Origin of the sequence: Haloglomus litoreum (genome assembly GCF_029338515.1) — an archaeon.
GTDB classification, from domain to species: Archaea; Halobacteriota; Halobacteria; order Halobacteriales; family Haloarculaceae; genus Haloglomus; species Haloglomus litoreum.
Genome location: NZ_CP119988.1, coordinates 1425134 through 1442419 on the forward strand (window position 1 = coordinate 1425134; position 17286 = coordinate 1442419).

Consider the following 17286-nt stretch of genomic DNA (forward strand, 5'->3'; position numbering starts at 1 on the left):
TTCCGCCGGTCTCCGTAGCGACAGCGCCCGAAACGGTGGTCCAGCTGTGGGTGGAGGCTCTCGCCGCGGGGCAGATTTCGTATCGTAGTTATCGGTTTACGAGTTCTCGGTGCGAACCGCCAGATGTGTCTGGAATCTGTAGGGTATCGCGGAAATCCCTGGATTACGGCTCCAGCACGACCCGGAACCGGGTCTCATTCGCCATCATCCGGTCGTATGCCTCGCCGGCGTCGGCGAGGTCGTTGGTCTCGATCTCGGGTGTCACGTCCCGCAGGGCGGAGAACTCCATCGTGTCCTGTGAGTCGCGCGCGTGACCCGAGCCCCAGCCCCCGACCGAGGCGCGGTTGCCGACCAGCCCCTGCACGTCGACGGACACCTCCTCACCGGGGACGCCGACGGCGACGAGTTCGCCGTTCCGGCCGAGGCCGCCGACGGCCGACTCGATGGCCGGCGCCGACGGCGCGGTTCCGAGGACGACGCGTGCGCCGCCGAGTTCCTGCAGCCGCTCGGCCGGGTCCTCGCTGCTCGCGTCGACGAAGTGGTCCGCGCCCAGCTCCAGCGCGAGGTCGCGCTTGTCGGCCGACCGCGAGAGGGCGACCGTCTCGAACCCCATCCGATGAGCGTACTGGACCCCGAGGTGGCCCAGGCCGCCGATGCCCTGGACAGCCACGAGGTCGCCCGGGCCCGGGCCCGTGTTCCGGAGCGCGTTGAACGTCGTGATACCGGCACACAGCAGGGGTGCGGCGTCGACAGCATCGAGGTCATCGGGGACGGCAGCCAGCGCCTCCGCGGGTACGGTCGCGTATTCTGCGTAGCTTCCGCCGGACTACGTCCGGCGACGTTCGCGCTCGCTCGTCTCGCGCTCACCGCCGTCGTAGGTGAGCCCCGTGATGTCGCTGTTCTCACACCCCTGGAAGTCCCCACGGCGGCAGGGCTCGCACTCGAAGCAGTGGCCGCCGTGCCAGCCCGCGCCGACGCGGTCGCCTTCGGTCCACTGTGAAACGCGCTCGCCCACGGCGTCGACGCGTCCGGCGATCTCGTGGCCCGGAACCCGGGGGTAGGAGATGCCCGGATAGGTGCCCTCCTTCACGAACGCGTCGCTGTGGCAGATGCCACAGGCCTCGACCGCGACCCGGACCGCCTCCGGGCCGGGGTCGGGCACGTCGCGCTCGACCAGTTCGAACTCGCCGCCCGCCTCCGGGACCTGCACCGCGCGCATCTGTTCGGTCATCGTCCGGGATAGCGGGCGCGACGAGGGTGGGTGTGTCTCCCGGCGACCGACGGGGGCTACCGGAACGAGAATGAGGGTGGGGCCGTCGAGTCCGGTCAGGCGTCGACGCCGGTATCGACGGCGTCGCCGATGCGGACGAACCCGTAGTCACACTCCCCGCAGTGCCACTTGACCTTCTCACCGAGGTGGAGCTCCGTGCTCGCCGCGCGCCAGAACGTCCGCTCCTCGCCGCAGTCCGGGCAGTATCGCTCCGTTTCGAGGCTCATGCACCCGTCTCGGACCGCGTCGCTGTTGAAGCTACTGGTCCGTCCGAACCGGTGGTCGCCGGGACCGACCGGGTTGCGCCGAGGGCGTAAACCACATACGACGATACCGAACGGTTCCCGGCGAGCGGCCGGCGGCGAAGAGCGCCCGGTGGCAAACGATGCCTGGCGGCGGCGACGCCGCGGCGTCCGGCGGTCCGGACTTCGGACACGCCAAGCGTTACGTCCACTGCCGCGAAATACACGCTAGCGATGATGTCATCCATGCCCGCAGCGGCATCTGTCGCCGGACTCGTCCTGTCGACCGTACCCGGCATCGGTGTCGAACTGGGGCAGACACAGGTCACCGCCATCGGCATCTGTCTGATCGTGTTGCTCCTCGTGGGGTCGGGGTTCTTCTCGTCGTCGGAGATCGCCCTGTTCTCCCTGCCGAACCACCAGATCGATGCGATGGTCGAGCGGGGGCTCCCCGGTGCGCAGGCGGTGAAGACGCTCAAGGAGGACCCCCATCGGCTGCTCGTGACCATCCTCGTCGGGAACAACATGGTCAACATCACGATGTCCTCCATCTCGACGACCATCGTCGGCTTCTACTTCGACGCGGGCACGGCGGTCATCGTCTCCTCGCTCGGCATCACGTCGATGGTCCTGATATTCGGCGAGAGCGCCCCGAAGTCCTACGCCGTCGAGAACACCGAGGTCCACGCACGGCGTGTCGCCCGGGGCCTGAAGGTCGTCGAGAAGGTGCTGTGGCCGCTCATCACCCTGTTCTACTACCTGACGAGCGTCGTGAACCGGATCACCGGCGGCAACGCGTCCATCGAGTCCTCGTACGTCACGCGCGACGAGCTCCGGAACATGATCAGGACCGGCGAGCGCGAGGGCGTCCTCGACGAGGAGGAGCGGCAGATGCTCCAGCGCACGCTGCGGTTCACCGACGCGACGGCCAAGGAGGTGATGACGCCCCGCCTCGACATGGCAGCGGTTTCCAGCGAGGCGACCGTCCAGGAGGCCATCGAGCGGTGCATCCAGTCCGGGCACGCACGCCTGCCGGCCTACGAGGGGTCGCTGGACAACGTGATCGGCGTCTTCGACATCCGGGACCTGGAGGCGGCGGACTACGACACCTTCGCCGACCTCGAGGTCGGCGACGCGGTCAGCCCGACGCTGCACGTCCCGGAGTCGAAGAACGTCGACGAACTCCTCTCGGAGATGCGGCGCAACCGGATGCACATGGTCATCGTCCTCGACGAGTTCGGTGCGACGGAGGGCCTCATCACGATGGAGGACCTCACCGAGGAGATCGTCGGCGAGATACTGGTCGGCGACGAGGAACACCCAATCGAGTTCGTCGACGACACGGAGGCGCTGGTCCGGGGCGATGTCAACATCGACGTGGTCAACGAGGCGCTCGATATCGATCTCCCGGAGGGCGAGGAGTTCGAGACCATCGCGGGCTTCATCTTCAACCGCGCCGGCCGGCTCGTCGAGCAGGGCGAGGAGTTCGACGACGAGCACGTGACGCTCCGAGTCGAACGGGTCGAGGACACCCGCATCCGGAAGGTCCGGGTGACCGTCGACCGCGACGCCGCCGGGCCGGCCGGGGCGGACTCGCCGGCCGCCGGGGGTGACATCGACTGACTGGGTGACGGGGCGGGGGCTGCCCGCCGACCGGCGGCATCGACCGACCGGCGGCCGTCGCGCGACTGGGCTCGTGGCGTGACAAACGATTTGAACGGCAGCCACGAGACCGTAGGTATGTACGACACCATCCTGCTCCCGTTCGATGGCAGCGAGGGGGCGGCCGAGGCGCTCCACCACGCCGGCGAGATCGCCCACTGGGCCGACGCGACCATCCAGGTGCTCTACGTCGCCGACACGGCGCGCGACAGTGTCACCGTCGTCGAGGGCCGGACCGTGGATGCGCTCGTGCGGGAGGGCGAGAGCGTCGTCGAGGAGGCGGCGAAGACCCTCGACACGCTCGGTGTGGAGTGCGAGACCGACGTCGTCCAGGGGAACCCCGCTCCGACCATCGCCGAGTACGCCGAGCGCTACGAGCAGGACCTCGTCGTGATGCCGACACACGGCCGCGAGGGGCTCTCGCGGTACCTCATCGGGAGCGTGGCCGAGAAGGTCGTCCGGCTCTGCTCGGTGCCCGTCCTCAGCGTCCGGATGCAGGAAGACGAGACGCTCACCTTCCCGTACGAGCGCATCCTGGTCCCGACGGACGGGAGCGATGCGGCGATGTACGCTGCCGAGCACACGCTCTCGCTCGCGGCCGCGCTCGACGCGACCGTCCACGTCTGCTCGGTCGTGGACGACGCCGCCCTCGGGCTGGATGTCAGGTCGGCGCGGGCCGGCGCCGAGGACGAGACGGCCGCGACAGAAGCCGTCGAGGCGGTCGTCTCCGCCGCCCGGGAGCGGGGCGTCCCGGAGACCGTCACCCACGTCGAGCACGGGACGCCGGTCGAGGGCATCCTCGACTGCATCGAGGCCAACGACGTCCACGCAGTCGGTATGGGGACGACCGGCCGACGCGGGACCGACCGCATCCTGCTCGGGAGCGTCGCCGAGAAGACCGTCCGTTCGGCCCCGGTTCCCGTCCTCACGGTCGCCAGCCCCGAGTAGGGCCGCCACCCGAATTCCGACGCCAGCCGGCGCGGAGGTGTCGGGCATCGGAGCGGGTGCCTGCCGGGGTCGTCCGTGGTGGTGGGCCGGTAGTGGGTGCCGTGGTGGTGGGCCGGTAGTGGGTGCCGTGGTGGTGGGCCGGTAGTGGGTGCCGTGGTGGTGGGCCGGTAGTGGGTGCCGTGGTGGTGGGCCGGTAGTGGGTGCCGTGGTTGGCCGCCGACTCAGGGGTGCGGGGCCCTCGATGGGACCGACGGGCTGGCCGTGGTCGTGCGCGCACGGTCCGTCATACCACAACACACAAGTTGGAGCTTACCATCGTTAAACGCACAATGGAAGATGCATACATCGTAGACGCAGTCCGAACTCCGTTCGGCAAGCAGGGCGGTTCGTTCCAGGATATGCATCCGCAGGATCTGGCCGCAGAGCCGCTGCAGGCGCTGGAGGAGCGCAACGGCTTCACCGGAAGCGAGGACATCGAGGACGTCATCTACGGCTGTGTCACCCCCTCCGACGAGCAGGCCAACAACATCGGCCGGCTCGCGCCGATGGTGGCCGGCTGGGGCGACGACGTGCCCGGCGTCCAGCTCGACCGGATGTGTGGCTCCGGCCAGCAGGCCATCAACTTCGCCGCCGCGCAGACGGCGGCCGGCGCGCACGACGTCATCATCGGCGGCGGCGTCGAGCACATGACCCGTGTCCCGATGGGGTCGGCCGGGAGCTCCATCACCGACACGTACTTCGAGTACTTCGACGAGCTGACGACGCAGGGCGAGGGCGCCGAGCGCATCGCCGAGCAGTGGGGCTTCTCGCGTGACGACGTCGACCAGATCGCCGCCGACTCCCAGTCACGGTGGGGCGAGGCCGCCGAGGCCGGTCACTACGACACCCACGTCGTCCCCGTCGAGACCGAACTCGACGACGAGTCCGTCGTCGTCGAGGAGGACGAGCACCCCCGGCCGGGGACGGACACGGAGACGCTCGCGAACCTCCCGCTCGCGTTCCGCGGCGAGGGCGACGGCGTCATCCATGCCGGCAACTCCTCGGGCATCGTCGACGGCTCCGCGGCGGCGCTCATCGCCAGCGAGGACGGCATGGACGAGCACGGCTGGGACCCGATGGCCCGCATCGTCGACACGCACGTCGTCGGCGTGGACCCGGTCACGATGCTCACGGGGCCGATCCCGGCCACGCAGGAGATCCTCGAGCAGAACGACATGTCCATCGGCGACATCGACCGCTTCGAGGTCAACGAGGCGTTCGCCTCCGTCATCACGGCGTGGCTGGAGGAGACCGGCGCCGACTGGGACCGCACCAACACCTGGGGCGGCGCCATCGCGCACGGGCACCCGCTGGGCGCCACCGGCGCGGCGCTCCTGCCGAAGCTGGCCTACCAGCTGGAGGAGTACGACGAGCAGTACGGTCTCTGCACGATGTGCATCGGCTTCGGGCAGGGCGTCGCGACGATCATCGAGCGGGTGTAAGCCGCGACGAGGATCATCGAGCGGATCCGACCCCGCGAGGGCGCGACTGCATCGGCCACCACCCACCTCCCCGTTCTTTCACCCGCCGAGTAGCGACGCCCGGCTCCCGGGGATGATGCCCGGCTCCGAGGGGGCGCTCGGCTCCGACGACGACCCCGAGGCCGGTGCGCTCGACGGCGCCCGTTCAGGCCCGCTGCAGCTCGATGACGAAGACGGCGCCATCGGGGTCGTTGTCCTCGATCCAGACGTCGCCGCCGTAGCTGTCGACGAGCGACTGGACGAGGTACAGGCCGATGCCGGTCCCGGCGCTTTCGAGCCCCTTCTCGCCCTTGCCGAACACGACCTCCTTGTGCTCGTCCGGGACGCCGGGGCCGTTGTCGGCGACGCGGACCGTGACGCGGTCTGCGTCCGCTGTCGCAGAGACGACCACCTCGGCGACAGCCTCGTCGTTGTGCTGGATGGCGTTCTTCAGCACGTTCCGGAACACCGAGCCGAGCATCGAGTTGGCGACGACCCTCACCGACGGGAGCGAGCCGTCCACGCGCACGCTGGCGTCCTGGTGGGTGCCCCGGATCTCCTCGATCTGCTGTTCGACCACCATCCCGAGCGGGACGGACGTGTTCTCGACGTTCGACTGGAGGATCACCTCCGAGAGGTTCCGGGCCGTGGTGGTGAGTTCGACCGCGTTCTCGACGCTCTCGTCGATGGCCGCCAGGTACTCTCGCCCCTCCTCGTCGACGTGGTCCGCGAGCAGGTCGGCGTACGCCATCACCAGCTGGAGGTCGTTGCGCATGTCGTGGCGCAGCACCTGGTTCAGCAGTTCGAGGTCGTCGCGCTGTTCCTCGAGCCGGCGCTGCCGGCTCTTGCGGTCGGTGACGTCCTGGGCCACCGCGACGAACCGCTCGACCTCGCCGTCCTCGGTCGTCAGGGGGGAGATCGTCTGGTCGAGGATGACTTGGTCGCCGTCGCGCGTCTCGTCGACGATCTCGGCCTCCCACTGCTCGCCGTCGAGGATGGTGTCCCACAGCTCCTCGTAGAACGTCTGATCGTGCTCGCCCGACTGGAGCAGGCTCGTCCGCCGACCCAGCGCCTCCGACTCGCTGTAGCCCGTCAGCTCCTCGAACGCCGGGTTGACGTACTCGATGACGCCCTCCGTGTCCGTGATGTAGACGGCGTGAGCGGTCTGCTCGATGGCGTCCTCGAAGCGCCCGCCGCGGCCGTCCTGTCCCCCCTCGTCGGCCCCCCCGCTCTCGGTACCCATGACATCCGGAGAGTACGCCCGCGGGAGATAAAACTCGCTCGCTATGGTCGGTATCGAAACACCCTCTCGGTTTAATCCGAAATATCGAATATTAGGTAGTAATGTGTGGCACAGACGGATTGTGTCGGGATACGCTCACTCCCCGTCGAACCGCCGCTCGACGCTCGCGGCGTGGGCCTCCAGCCCCTCGGCCTCGGCGAGCGTCGTGATGGTGTCGCGCAGGTCGCCCAGCGCGTCCTCGTCGAGGCGCTGGACGGTCGTCGAGCGGAGGAAGTGATCGACCGAGAGGCCGCCGACGCGTCGCGCGGCCCCGCCCGTCGGCAGGACGTGGTTCGGGCCGCTGGCGTAGTCGCCCGCGGCGACCGGCGAGAACTCGCCGAGGAAGACGCTCCCGGCCGAGTCGATGCGGTCCAGCAGCGCCTCGTCGTCGTCGGCCATGATGGCCAGGTGCTCGGCGCCGTACTCCTCGGTGAACAGCACGGCCTCGGGCATCGAGCGCGCGAGGAGGACGCCGCTGGCGTCGTTGTCGAGGGCCTCGCGGATGGTGTCCTCGCGCTCGCGCTGGGGCACCTGCGCCGCGACGGCGTCGACGACGGCCTCGGCCAGGTCCGCGTCGTCGGTCACGGCCACGCAGCTCGCGTTCGGGTCGTGTTCGGCCTGCGTGACGAGTTCGGCGGCCACGAGTTCGGGATCGGCGGTCCCGTCGGCCAGCACGCAGACCTCCGAGGGGCCCGCGAGGAAGTCGATCTCGACGTCGCCCCGGACCGCCGCCTTCGCCGCGGTCACGAAGGCGTTGCCCGGGCCGACCACCTTGTCGACGGCGTTGACCGTCTCGGTGCCGTACGCGAGCGCGGCGACGGCCTGCGCGCCGCCGATCTGGTAGACGGCGTCCGCACCCGCGACGTGGGCGGCCGCCAATGTCGCGTCGGGGAGGTCGTCGGCGGGTGGGGTACAGACGGCGATGTGTTCGACGCCCGCGACCTTGGCGGGGACGACGCCCATCAGGACGCTGGAGGGGTAGGCGGCGGTGCCACCGGGGGCGTAGACGCCGACGCGTTCGAGGGGCCGGTAGCGCCGGCCGAGTTCCCGGCCGTCGAAGTCCGCGCGCCAGTCCTCGGGCGCCGAGCGGGCGTGGAACGCCTCGATGTTGTCGGCCGCGGCCTCGATGGCGTCGCGCAGGTCGTCGTCGAGGCGGTCGTACGCGCGTTCGGCCTCGTCGGTCACCTCTATATTCCCGACCGACACCCCGTCGAACTCCTCGGCGAACTCCCGCACCGCCACGTCGCCCTCCGTGCGCACGCGCTCGACGATGTCACGGGCCGCGTCCCGGGCGTCGGCGACCCCGGCGTCCCGGTCGAACAGGGCAGCCCGCTCGTCGGTGGAGAGGTCCGGTAGCCGGCGTACGTTCATGGTCGCGGTTCGGCGCGGCGGCGAAAAACGGTTTCCATCGGGGTCCCCGGCTGTCCCCGTGTCCCCGGCCGACGACGGCGGTGGGTGTGGACACACGCTCGATGTTGAGGGGGCACACTTATGAATTAGACTAGTCTAATCCTTGTATGCGAACTATCGAATCTTCGGCCACGCTGCGGGGGGATCGACCGTGAGTCCCTCGCTCGACTACGAACGGGCGCGTGAGTACACCGACGCCCTCGAGGGGCGGCTCGTCGACGCGCTCGACGGCGACCAGGGCGTCAGCCGCCGGGCCGTCCTCGGGAGCCTCGGCCTGGCCGGTGGCGCCGCGCTGATGGGCACCGGTGGGGCCGACGACGGCCACGCCGGCGCCGGCGGCGGCGAGAGCCACGGGAACTTCGGGGCTCGCGGCGAGTTCGACGAGGGGTTCGACCCCCACGAGTTCCTCCGGACGTTCAACACCGGCTTCGATGGCCAGGACAACCTGACCCAGGAGGTGTTCGAGGAGGACGGCGAGCGGGTCCGCTACTTCGAGCTGACCGCCGTCGACACCACCATCGAAGTGGCGCCGGGCGTCGAGTTCTCGGCGTGGGCCTACCAGGGACAGGTCCCCGGGCCGACGCTGCGGGTGACCGAGGGCGACCGCATCCGGGTGCAGTTCACCAACGGGAGCCGACACGCACACACCATCCACCCGCACCTGAAGAACCTCGACCCGCGGATGGACGGCATTCCGCAGAACGGCCCCGGCGTCCTCGAACAGGGGGAGTCGTTCACCTACGAGTGGAAGGCCCAGCCCGCGGGCGTCCACTTCTACCACTGCCACTCGCTCCCGCTGAAGGCCCACATCCACCGGGGGCTCTACGGGAGCATCATCGTCGACCCGGACCCAGAGCGGGTCCGCGAGCGGCCCGAGGAGTACTGTGACTTCCACGAGTCACAGATCACGCCCGAACTGACCGAGGAACTCGTCGCCCGCGCGAAGTCGCGCAACCACGAGTACGACGAGAACGACGAGGTGCAGGAGCTGGTCGTCGTCATGAACAGCTTCGACACCAACTTCGACGGCGGCAACGAGGTGTACGCCGCGAACACGCGGGCCTTCGCCTACGGTGTCGGCGAGACCGACGGCAAGGGCAACTGGGCCCCGGGCGAGACCAAGCGGCCCATCCAGGTCGACGGCCAGCGACCGGTCCGGGTGTACCTGGTCAACGCGACGGAGTTCGACCTCATCAACTCGTTCCACACCCACTCGCAGTTCTTCGACTACTACGACCACGGGACGACGCTGCTCCCGACCAACCAGACGGTGGACACGGTCATGCAGTGTCAGGCACAGCGCGGCATCATCGAACTGGACTACTCCGACCACGAGCCGGGACTGTACATGTTCCACGCGCACCAGTCGGAGTTCGCGGAACTGGGCTGGATGAGCTTCTTCGAGGTGGTCTGAGATGCAGGATTCCGATACGACAGAGACAGACGGCGGCGTGACGGTGCAGGACCAGCCCTTCGGCCTCCCGCGGTGGGCGGTCGCCGTGATACCGCTGGTGCTGCTGGCCATCGTGCTGGGGTACCTGTTCCTCGGGTCGCCGTTCGCCGCGCTGGCGACCGGGGGCGCGGCGCTGCCTGACGTGACGGTCTCGTACACCACGTTGCCGGACGACCAGACGGTGCTGGTCCACGTGACCAACAACGGCCCGGGGACGGTGACCGTCGAGCAGGTGCTCGTCGACGAGGCCTACTGGTCGTTCTCGATGACCGGCGGCGATAGGACGCTCGGGCCACTGGAGAGTTCGACGGTCCAGATCCCCTACCACTGGGAGCCCGGCTGGGACCTGGAGGTGGCGCTCGTCCTCTCGGACGGCGCGACCATCCACCACACCATCGTCGCGCCCGCGACGAGCCCTGGCGTGACGGGCGAGGTCGTCGGGACGCTCGCGGTCGTCGGGCTGTTCGTCGGCGTCATCCCGGTCGTGCTGGGGATGCTGTGGCTCCCGTACCTGCGGTCGGTCTCCGACCGCGCGCTCCACGCCGTCCTCGTGTTCGCGGTGGGCGTCCTCGCCTTCCTCGGCTTCGACGCCCTCGTGGACGTCGGGGAGTTCATGGAGGCGGTGCCGGGCGCGTACGAGGGGCCGTTCCTCTTCGCGCTCGGCGTGGCCGGGTCGGTGCTGGTCATCCAGGCGGTCAGCGCCTGGCAGGAGTCCCGGACCGAGGGCGAGACGAGTCGCCTCCGGACGGCGTATCTGGTGGCGGTCTCCATCGGCCTGCACAACCTCGCGGAGGGGCTGGCCATCGGGACCGCGTTCGCGCTCGGCCGGGTCGAACTCGGCGCGTTCCTCGTGGTCGGCTTCCTCGTCCACAACGTGACCGAGGGACCGGCCATCGTGGGGCCGCTCGCACGCGGTCGCCGCCCCGGCATCGAGCACTTCGCGGCGCTCGGGCTCATCGGCGGCGCGCCGGTCATCGCCGGCGCGTGGATCGGGAGCTACGCGTTCTCGCCCACGCTCGGCGTGTTCTTCCTCGCCATCGGTGTGGGAGCCATCCTCCAAGTCGTCTGGGAGATGGCGGACCTCGTCCGCGGCGAGGACGGCCTCGCCAGCATCGGGACGCCCGTCAACGCGGGGGCGTTCCTGTTCGGCGCCGTCTTCATGTACGTGACCGGGCTGTTCATCGCGCTCTGAGCGCGGTCCTACGCTCGTGTCCCGTCTCTGCATCGGCGTCCGAGGTGGGAAGGATTAAATGTGGGCTGTAACTACAATAGATTAGACGACGCTAAACCTTCGATTCGATATGCATTCCTCAGACGAGACACGCGACGACGGTCGAGCGGTGACGCGACGAGACGCCCTACGCGCCGGCGGTGCGGCGGCGGCACTGGCGGGGCTGGCAGGTTGTACGGCGCTCCCGAGTGCCCCCGGACAGGCCGGAAGCGACGGTGACGGTGACGGCGAGAGCGACGGCCCGGTCGCCGTGGCCTCCTTCTTCAGCTTCTTCGACTTCGGGCGGGAGATCGCCGAGGGGACGCCCCTGACGGTGGAGAACCTCGTGCCGACGGGGCTGCACGGGCACGGCTGGGAGCCCAACGCCAGTATCACCCAGCGCATCATCGAGGCGGACGCCTTCGTCCACGTCGGGAAGGACTTCCAGCCGTGGGCCGACCGCGCCATCGAGACCATCGAGGGCGACGACGTCGACACGGCGCTCATCAACGTCCGGGCGGGTATCGAGCTCGTGGACCTCGCCGAGACCCTCGACCGCGAGGAGGAGGGCGTCGGCGCCCAGCGCGGCAAGGACCCGCACTTCTGGCTGGACCCCCGGCGCGCGAAGCAGTCGGTCGACAACATCGCCGAGGGGTTCGCCGACCTGCTGCCCGACCACGCCGAGGCCTTCCGGGAGAACGCCGAGACCTACAAATCGGACGTGCTCGACCGCATCGACGCCGACTACGAGGCCATCTTCGACGCCGCCGAGCGCGACATCGTCCAGTTGGCCGCGCACAACGCCTTCCAGTACATCGGGGTGCGCTACGGCGTGCGGATGCGGCCGCTGGTGACGAACCTCGCCGCCAGCGGCGACGTCAAGCCCGCGGACATCCGCGAGGCCGCGGAGGTCATCCGCGAGAACGACATCCGGTACATCGCCAACGGCGTGTTCGAGTCCCAGCGCCCGGCCCAACAGCTCGTCCGGGAGACGGGCGTCGAGGCGTACTTCCCCGTGACGCCGTACGCCGGCGTCCGGAAGGAGTGGGTCGCGGAGAACTGGGGGTACGAGGAGATCGCCGACAACATCAACATGCCCACGTTCGAGATCGTCCTCGGCAACAAGACGCCGGAGGAGGCCGCGCCGTCGCCCGAGTGGCTCGAACAGTGGCGGAACTTCGAGCCGGTATGAGCACGTCCGACACCGACACCACGGCGGACGCGGCGGGCGCCGAGACGGCCGACGAGCCCGTCATCGACCTCGCGAACGTGACCTTCGGCTACACCGCGACACCGGTGGTCGAGGACATCTCGCTGACGGTCGAGCCCGGCGAGTACGTCGCCGTCGTCGGGCCGAACGGTTCCGGCAAGTCGACGCTGATGCAACTGATGCTCGGGTTGCTGGAGCCCGACACCGGGACGGCTCGCCTGTTCGGCGAGCGCGCGGGCCGGTTCGACGATGGCGAGCGGGTCGGCTACGTCGCCCAGCACGCCAGCGCCGCGAAGGAGATGCCCATCACCGTCCGCGAGGTGGTCAAGATGGGCCGGTTCCCCCACGTCGGCTTCGGCCGGCTGTCGAGCGAGGACTGGACCATCGTCGACGACGCGCTCGACACGGTCGGCATGACCGCGTTCGCGGACCGCCGTATCACCCAGCTTTCGGGCGGCCAGCGCCAGCGCGCGTTCATCGCCCGGGCGCTCGCCAGTGAAGCCGACCTGCTCGTGCTGGACGAACCGACCGTCGGCGTCGACGCCGAGTCGGTCGACGCGTTCTACGACCTGCTCGGGGCGCTCAACGACCAGGGCATCACCGTCCTTCTCATCGAGCACGACCTCGGGGCGGTCGTCGAGCACGCCGACCGGGTCGTCTGTCTCAACCGCGAGCTCTACTTCGACGGCCCGACCGACGAGTTCGTGGAGAGCGACGCGCTGGCGCGGGCGTTCGGGACCAGCGCGGGCTTCCTGACGGGGGTGGACGGATGAGCGCGAGCGCCGGCCTGCTGGCCACCGTCCTGACGGGTCTCCTCGCGGCCGTCGACCCGTCGCTGCTGCTCCCCCTGCAGGGCGGCCTGGGTGCCGTCGGTGATCTCGTCTTCGGCGTCCTGCTGTGGTTCCTGGAGCAGTGGTACTGGCTCATGGACTGGGTGTACTACTTCACCGGGCTGGAGATGCTGAACCCGGACTACCGGTACATGCACCGTGCCGTCCTGGTCGGGCTCTGCGTCGGCGTGATGGCGCCGCTCATCGGGACCTTCCTCGTCCACAGACAGCTCGCGCTCATCGGAGACGCGCTGGCCCACACGGCCTTCGCCGGAGTCGCCGTCGGCCTGTTCCTGAACGCCGTCATCGACCTCGGGGTGTCGCCGTACCTGACCGCGGTCGTGGTGGCGATGATCGCGGCGCTGTTCATCGAGCTCATCTCCGAGACGACCGACGCGTACAACGACGTCTCGATGGCCATCGTCCTCTCGACGGGGTTCGCACTCGGGACCACGCTCATCAGCCTCAATGCCGGCGGGCTGGCCGTCGGGGTCAACCAGTTCCTCTTCGGCAACCTCGCGACGGTCTCCCCGCAGAGCGCGGCCATCCTGCTCGTGCTGTTCGCCGTCATCGTCGGCACCATCGCGGTGACGCGCAACCAGCTGCTGTACGTCACCTTCGACGAGACCGCCGCCGAGGTCTCGGGCATCCCCGTCAACTGGTACAACCGCGTGATGGTGATGCTGACGGCGATGGTCGTCGTCGGCGCGATGCAGATCATGGGCGTCATCCTCGTCGCCGCGATGCTCGTGGTCCCGGTGGCGGGCGCGACGCAGGTGTCGCGCTCGTTCTCGGAGTCGCTGATCGTCTCGGTCGTCCTCGCGGAGCTGGCGGTGCTACTCGGCATCGGCGTCTCCTACTACGGCGGCGTCACCGCGGGCGGCGTCATCGTCCTCGTCGCGGTGGGCATCTACGTCTGTGCGGTCGCGCTGGGCAAGCTCCAGTCCGCCCGTGGCGAGCGGACCACGCCCGACATGGGGAGCATCGAGGCCGAGGGTGCCGAGTCCGGCGCCGGGACCGGGGGTGACTGATGCCGGCCACTGGCTCCGACCCATCGGAGGGCGGTGACACCCGAAGACCGAAGGGCGACCGGTCGGAAGTGGCGGTAGGCATGCTGAGCGCCGTCATGGAGGACTACATCAAGGCCATCTACGCCATCGGCGGCGACGGCGAGGAGCGGGTCTCCACGTCGGCGCTCGCCGACTACCTCGACGTGACCTCCCCCACGGTCTCCTCGATGCTGAAGAAGCTGGAGGAGCGCGGCCTCGTCGACCGCGAGGAGTACAAGGGCGTCACGCTGACCGAGGAGGGTGAACTGGTCGCCCTGGAGATCCTCCGGCACCACCGCCTGCTGGAGGCGTTCCTCACGGAGCAACTGGACTACGACTGGGCCGACGTCCACGACGAGGCCGACCGCCTCGAACACCACGTCTCCGACGAGTTGACCGACCGCATCGCCGAGGCGCTGGGCAACCCACCCGTGGACCCGCACGGCGACCCCATCCCGGACGCGGACCTCTCGCTCCCGGAGGCCGGCGAGACGACCCGACTGGCGGAGGCCGGCGAGGGCGAGCGCGTCGTCGTCCGGCGCATCCGCCACCAGGGCGACGAGGAACTGCGCTACCTCGCGGATGCGGGCATCCGCCCGGACGTCGAGGTGACGGTCGTCGACGTCGCACCGTTCGGGATGGTCACCGTCGAGACGCCCGACGGCGAGCAGAGCCTCCCGGAGGAGATCGCCCAGCTCATCGAGGTCGTTCCGGCCGCCGAGACCGACGGGCTCGAGGCCTGAGGGCACTGCCCGATAGTCTTCGGGAAGTGGGTATTACTGCTGTAGGTGGAAGATTATCAGACAAGTACGGCGTTTCGAAGGGAATCTGCGACAACATTCGATAATCTCCCGTCTGCTGCCCGCGCCGTCCGTCACCGTTCGGCGAGGTACCAGTAGGCGGTCACCCCACAGAGGGCGACCAGGCCGCCGAGGAAGAACACGACCGTCGGGTCGAGGGCCAGACCGCCGCCGCTCGCGGCCGCGTCGCCGACGCGTTCGACGGCCGGCTGGGCCTGGTCCGCGGTGAATCCTCCACTCTGCTGCGCTGGGTCGCTGGCGAGCCACTGGCGGAGGTAGTAGAACGCGATGGTCGCGAGCGCGAGCACGAAGTACAGTCCCAGCACGCGCCCGACCAGTCGTTCGAGGCGCGAGCGCTCGTGGTCCTGTCCGGCGAACAGGACGACGGCCTCGCTCGCGGGTGCGTAGACGGTCATCTCGTTGCCCTTCTCCGAGTAGCCCACCCCGGCCTCCTTCACCAGGTCGGCGTCCTCCAGCTTGTCGAGGTGATAGTGGACGTTCTGGAGGGAGGTCCCGACCTCCTCGCGGATCTCGACGGGCGTGCGCGGTTGCTCGTAGACGGCCGCCATGATGCGCCGGGCCGTCTCGGAGCCGAGCGCGTCGAAGGTCGCCGAGGCCTCCTCGCCGCTCACGTCCAGCACCTTCGCGGCGTCCGGTCGTTCCTCGGGTTCCGCGCGACGCGGTAACAGTCCCATCGAGACGACGTACCACCGGAGAGGGGTTCCCCCTTGCGATAGGTCAAATCCCGATTTGAGTGACGTCGTCTGGCGGTCGGTCCCGCGAGTCCAGCCGTCGGGTGCTCCGTTCCGCGAGTGCTGCGGCTCGACGACGGTGGCGTCGCGAAAGAAGCGTGGTTGGTCGAGGCCTCAGAGGTAGCCCTGGTCCTCGAGCCCCTCCATGATGTCGTCGACGAGGTCGTCGACGTTCTCGTAGGGGAACTCCTGGTTCCCGCCGCCCTTGGTGTTGAGTTCCATGGCGGTCATGGAGAAGTCGCCCGACTCGAACGTCGTGCCCGGCCCGTTCGGGAGCGCGGGGACGAGGTCCATCGGGGAGTTGACCGGGTAGTCGGCGCCTTCGAACGCCTCGGTGAACTGCTGTCGCAGGTCTTCCTTGTCGACCATTACAACTCTTGCGTGACACACACACCCAATTGAACGTTTCGGGACGCCGTCGGCCGGGAACTCCGTCCCTACCGCCCGGTATGCACCGCCGAAGGTTCATGTGCCGGCCGGACCCCCTCCCTGCATGACCGGACGGACGACGGGCGTCGTGGGTGCCGGCCTGATGGGCGCCGACATCGCCGCGATGCTCGCCAACGGCGGATACGAGGTCGTGCTGGTGGACGTGGACCCGGACGCGCTGGCCGCGGCGCGCGAACGACACGCCGGGGGTGCGCCCGAGGCCCTGGTCGAGGCCGGCCTCCGGGAGGCGGGCGCCCCGCCACTCGCCGAGCGCATCACCTACACCGACGACCTCGCGGCACTGGCCGACTGCGAGTTCGTCGTCGAGGCCGTCAGCGAGGATCTGGACCTGAAGCGTACCCTCCTGGCGGACATCGAGGCCGTGGTCGCCGAGGACGCCGTCCTCGCCACGAACACCTCCTCGCTCACGCCGACGGACGTGGCCGCCGACCTCCAGCATCCCGGGCGCGTGACGTTCTTCCACTTCGCCAACCCGCCCATCAAGCGCGACGTGGTCGAGGTCGGCGGCGTGAACGCCACCGAGGAGGCCTACCGGACCACCGTCGAGGTGGGCGAGGGGATGGGCAAGTGGGTGGCCGAACTTGCCGGCGAGGGCCGGGCACACTGCCTCTCGCGCATCTCGGCGGCCATCAAGTGCGCCGGGACGTGGGAGCTGCTCGAGGCGGAGCCGGCGGCCATCAACGTCGCCGCCAGCAACCTCGGGTTCCCCCGCGGCCCGCTGGAACTCATCGACCTCATCGGCATCGACGTCCACCTCGCGACCGTCGACAACCTCCACGACTCATACGACGGGCGGTTCGACCCGCCCGCCGACCTCCGGGAGCGGATGGAGCGGATGGTCGACGAGGACCGCATGGGCAAGAAGAGCGGCACGGGATTCTACGAGTGGGACGGCGACGACCCCGTCGTCCCCGAGGTCGAGAGCGGCCACGACATCGCGCCCATCGTCGGCGCGATGGTCAGCGAGGCCCACCGCATCGTCGCGGACGGCATCACGGACGCCGACACGCTGGACGAGATCCTCCAGCGCGGGGGCGGGGGCGACCTCGGCCCGTTCGGAGCGCAGGAACTGCTGGGTGCAGGGTACCTGGTCGACGTGCTCGAAGCGCGGTACGAGGCGACGGGGGCGGCCATCTACGAGCCGGCGGCCGGACTGCGCGGGGCGGCCGGGGAGTGAGGCAGGGGGTCGGGTCGCCAGCCGGGGGTGTTCTCGGTCCCC

General features: G+C 69.4%; 15 protein-coding genes and 1 pseudogene. 10 read left to right on the forward strand and 6 right to left on the reverse strand.

What is annotated here, in order from left to right:
- Nucleotides 1-163: 163 nt before the first annotated feature.
- Both P2T62_RS23375 and P2T62_RS07005 read right to left on the reverse strand, forming a co-directional pair.
- Nucleotides 164-1219: pseudogene (locus P2T62_RS23375) on the reverse strand (alcohol dehydrogenase).
- Between the two features lie 107 nt (nt 1220-1326).
- The gene (locus P2T62_RS07005; RefSeq protein ID WP_276260684.1) at nt 1327-1497 is read right to left on the reverse strand and encodes a DUF7838 family putative zinc beta-ribbon protein; all 171 of its coding nucleotides are present in this window, start codon (nt 1495-1497) and stop codon (nt 1327-1329) included.
- A 249-nt stretch (nt 1498-1746) separates the two neighbouring features.
- Between P2T62_RS07005 and P2T62_RS07010 the strand changes: the two genes are divergently transcribed.
- The 3 genes from P2T62_RS07010 (at nt 1747) to P2T62_RS07020 (ending at nt 5603) form a co-directional block, all read left to right on the forward strand.
- The gene (locus P2T62_RS07010; RefSeq protein WP_420028415.1) at nt 1747-3135 is read left to right on the forward strand and encodes a hemolysin family protein; all 1389 of its coding nucleotides are present in this window, start codon (nt 1747-1749) and stop codon (nt 3133-3135) included.
- A 117-nt stretch (nt 3136-3252) separates the two neighbouring features.
- Nucleotides 3253-4122, forward strand: a complete 870-nt coding sequence (locus tag P2T62_RS07015; protein ID WP_276260685.1) for a universal stress protein — start codon at nt 3253-3255, stop codon at nt 4120-4122.
- Between the two features lie 329 nt (nt 4123-4451).
- Nucleotides 4452-5603, forward strand: coding sequence for a thiolase family protein (locus P2T62_RS07020; protein WP_276260686.1), 1152 nt, complete (start codon nt 4452-4454; stop codon nt 5601-5603).
- A gap of 184 nt (nt 5604-5787) precedes the next feature.
- Here the strand turns inward: P2T62_RS07020 and P2T62_RS07025 are convergent, their stop codons facing one another.
- The gene (locus P2T62_RS07025; RefSeq protein WP_276260687.1) at nt 5788-6864 is read right to left on the reverse strand and encodes a two-component system sensor histidine kinase NtrB; all 1077 of its coding nucleotides are present in this window, start codon (nt 6862-6864) and stop codon (nt 5788-5790) included.
- Between the two features lie 135 nt (nt 6865-6999).
- A complete protein-coding gene (hisD, locus tag P2T62_RS07030; protein ID WP_276260688.1) occupies nt 7000-8274 on the reverse strand; it encodes a histidinol dehydrogenase in 1275 nt (424 codons plus the stop codon).
- A gap of 190 nt (nt 8275-8464) precedes the next feature.
- On the opposite strand from hisD, the gene P2T62_RS07035 reads away from it, so the two are divergent.
- The 6 genes from P2T62_RS07035 to P2T62_RS07060 all read left to right on the forward strand — a co-directional run bounded on the left by P2T62_RS07035 (nt 8465) and on the right by P2T62_RS07060 (nt 14808).
- Nucleotides 8465-9727, forward strand: a complete 1263-nt coding sequence (locus P2T62_RS07035) for a multicopper oxidase domain-containing protein (RefSeq protein ID WP_276260689.1) — start codon at nt 8465-8467, stop codon at nt 9725-9727.
- Between the two features lies 1 nt (nt 9728).
- On the forward strand, nt 9729-10958 hold the full coding sequence (locus tag P2T62_RS07040) for a ZIP family metal transporter (RefSeq protein WP_276260690.1): 1230 nt from the start codon (nt 9729-9731) through the stop codon (nt 10956-10958).
- 148 nt (nt 10959-11106) lie between these two features.
- Complete coding sequence (locus tag P2T62_RS07045; RefSeq protein ID WP_420028442.1) at nt 11107-12168, forward strand: metal ABC transporter substrate-binding protein; 1062 nt, start codon at nt 11107-11109, stop codon at nt 12166-12168.
- Nucleotides 12165-12959 carry a metal ABC transporter ATP-binding protein gene (locus P2T62_RS07050; protein ID WP_276260692.1) on the forward strand — a complete coding sequence of 265 codons (795 nt, stop codon included), beginning with the start codon at nt 12165-12167 and terminating at the stop codon, nt 12957-12959. The genes P2T62_RS07045 and P2T62_RS07050 overlap by 4 nt, the downstream gene beginning before the upstream one ends.
- Entirely contained in the window at nt 12956-14047 is a 1092-nt protein-coding gene (locus P2T62_RS07055; protein WP_276260693.1) for a metal ABC transporter permease, read from the forward strand. The genes P2T62_RS07050 and P2T62_RS07055 overlap by 4 nt, the downstream gene beginning before the upstream one ends.
- A gap of 80 nt (nt 14048-14127) precedes the next feature.
- Complete coding sequence (locus tag P2T62_RS07060) at nt 14128-14808, forward strand: metal-dependent transcriptional regulator (RefSeq protein WP_276260694.1); 681 nt, start codon at nt 14128-14130, stop codon at nt 14806-14808.
- A 131-nt stretch (nt 14809-14939) separates the two neighbouring features.
- On the opposite strand, the gene P2T62_RS07065 is transcribed toward P2T62_RS07060, so the two are convergent.
- Nucleotides 14940-15560 (reverse strand): ArsR/SmtB family transcription factor, encoded by a 621-nt coding sequence (locus tag P2T62_RS07065; RefSeq protein ID WP_276260695.1) that lies wholly within the window; start codon nt 15558-15560, stop codon nt 14940-14942.
- Nucleotides 15561-15731: 171 nt separating this feature from the next.
- Complete coding sequence (locus tag P2T62_RS07070) at nt 15732-15986, reverse strand: MTH865 family protein (protein ID WP_276260696.1); 255 nt, start codon at nt 15984-15986, stop codon at nt 15732-15734.
- A gap of 124 nt (nt 15987-16110) precedes the next feature.
- On the opposite strand from P2T62_RS07070, the gene P2T62_RS07075 reads away from it, so the two are divergent.
- Entirely contained in the window at nt 16111-17244 is a 1134-nt protein-coding gene (locus tag P2T62_RS07075) for a 3-hydroxyacyl-CoA dehydrogenase family protein (RefSeq protein WP_276260697.1), read from the forward strand.
- Nucleotides 17245-17286: the final 42 nt, after the last annotated feature.

Coding starts and splice junctions, on each gene's coding strand:
- P2T62_RS07070 (WP_276260696.1), bottom strand. CDS start 15,986: ATGGTCGACAAGGAAGACCTGCGACAGCAGTTCACCGAGGCGTTCGAA.
- P2T62_RS07055 (WP_276260693.1), top strand. CDS start 12,956: ATGAGCGCGAGCGCCGGCCTGCTGGCCACCGTCCTGACGGGTCTCCTC.
- P2T62_RS07015 (WP_276260685.1), top strand. CDS start 3,253: ATGTACGACACCATCCTGCTCCCGTTCGATGGCAGCGAGGGGGCGGCC.
- P2T62_RS07020 (WP_276260686.1), top strand. CDS start 4,452: ATGGAAGATGCATACATCGTAGACGCAGTCCGAACTCCGTTCGGCAAG.
- P2T62_RS07005 (WP_276260684.1), bottom strand. CDS start 1,497: ATGAGCCTCGAAACGGAGCGATACTGCCCGGACTGCGGCGAGGAGCGG.
- P2T62_RS07010 (WP_420028415.1), top strand. CDS start 1,747: ATGATGTCATCCATGCCCGCAGCGGCATCTGTCGCCGGACTCGTCCTG.
- hisD (WP_276260688.1), bottom strand. CDS start 8,274: ATGAACGTACGCCGGCTACCGGACCTCTCCACCGACGAGCGGGCTGCC.
- P2T62_RS07060 (WP_276260694.1), top strand. CDS start 14,128: ATGCTGAGCGCCGTCATGGAGGACTACATCAAGGCCATCTACGCCATC.
- P2T62_RS07075 (WP_276260697.1), top strand. CDS start 16,111: ATGACCGGACGGACGACGGGCGTCGTGGGTGCCGGCCTGATGGGCGCC.
- P2T62_RS07040 (WP_276260690.1), top strand. CDS start 9,729: ATGCAGGATTCCGATACGACAGAGACAGACGGCGGCGTGACGGTGCAG.
- P2T62_RS07065 (WP_276260695.1), bottom strand. CDS start 15,560: ATGGGACTGTTACCGCGTCGCGCGGAACCCGAGGAACGACCGGACGCC.
- P2T62_RS07025 (WP_276260687.1), bottom strand. CDS start 6,864: ATGGGTACCGAGAGCGGGGGGGCCGACGAGGGGGGACAGGACGGCCGC.
- P2T62_RS07050 (WP_276260692.1), top strand. CDS start 12,165: ATGAGCACGTCCGACACCGACACCACGGCGGACGCGGCGGGCGCCGAG.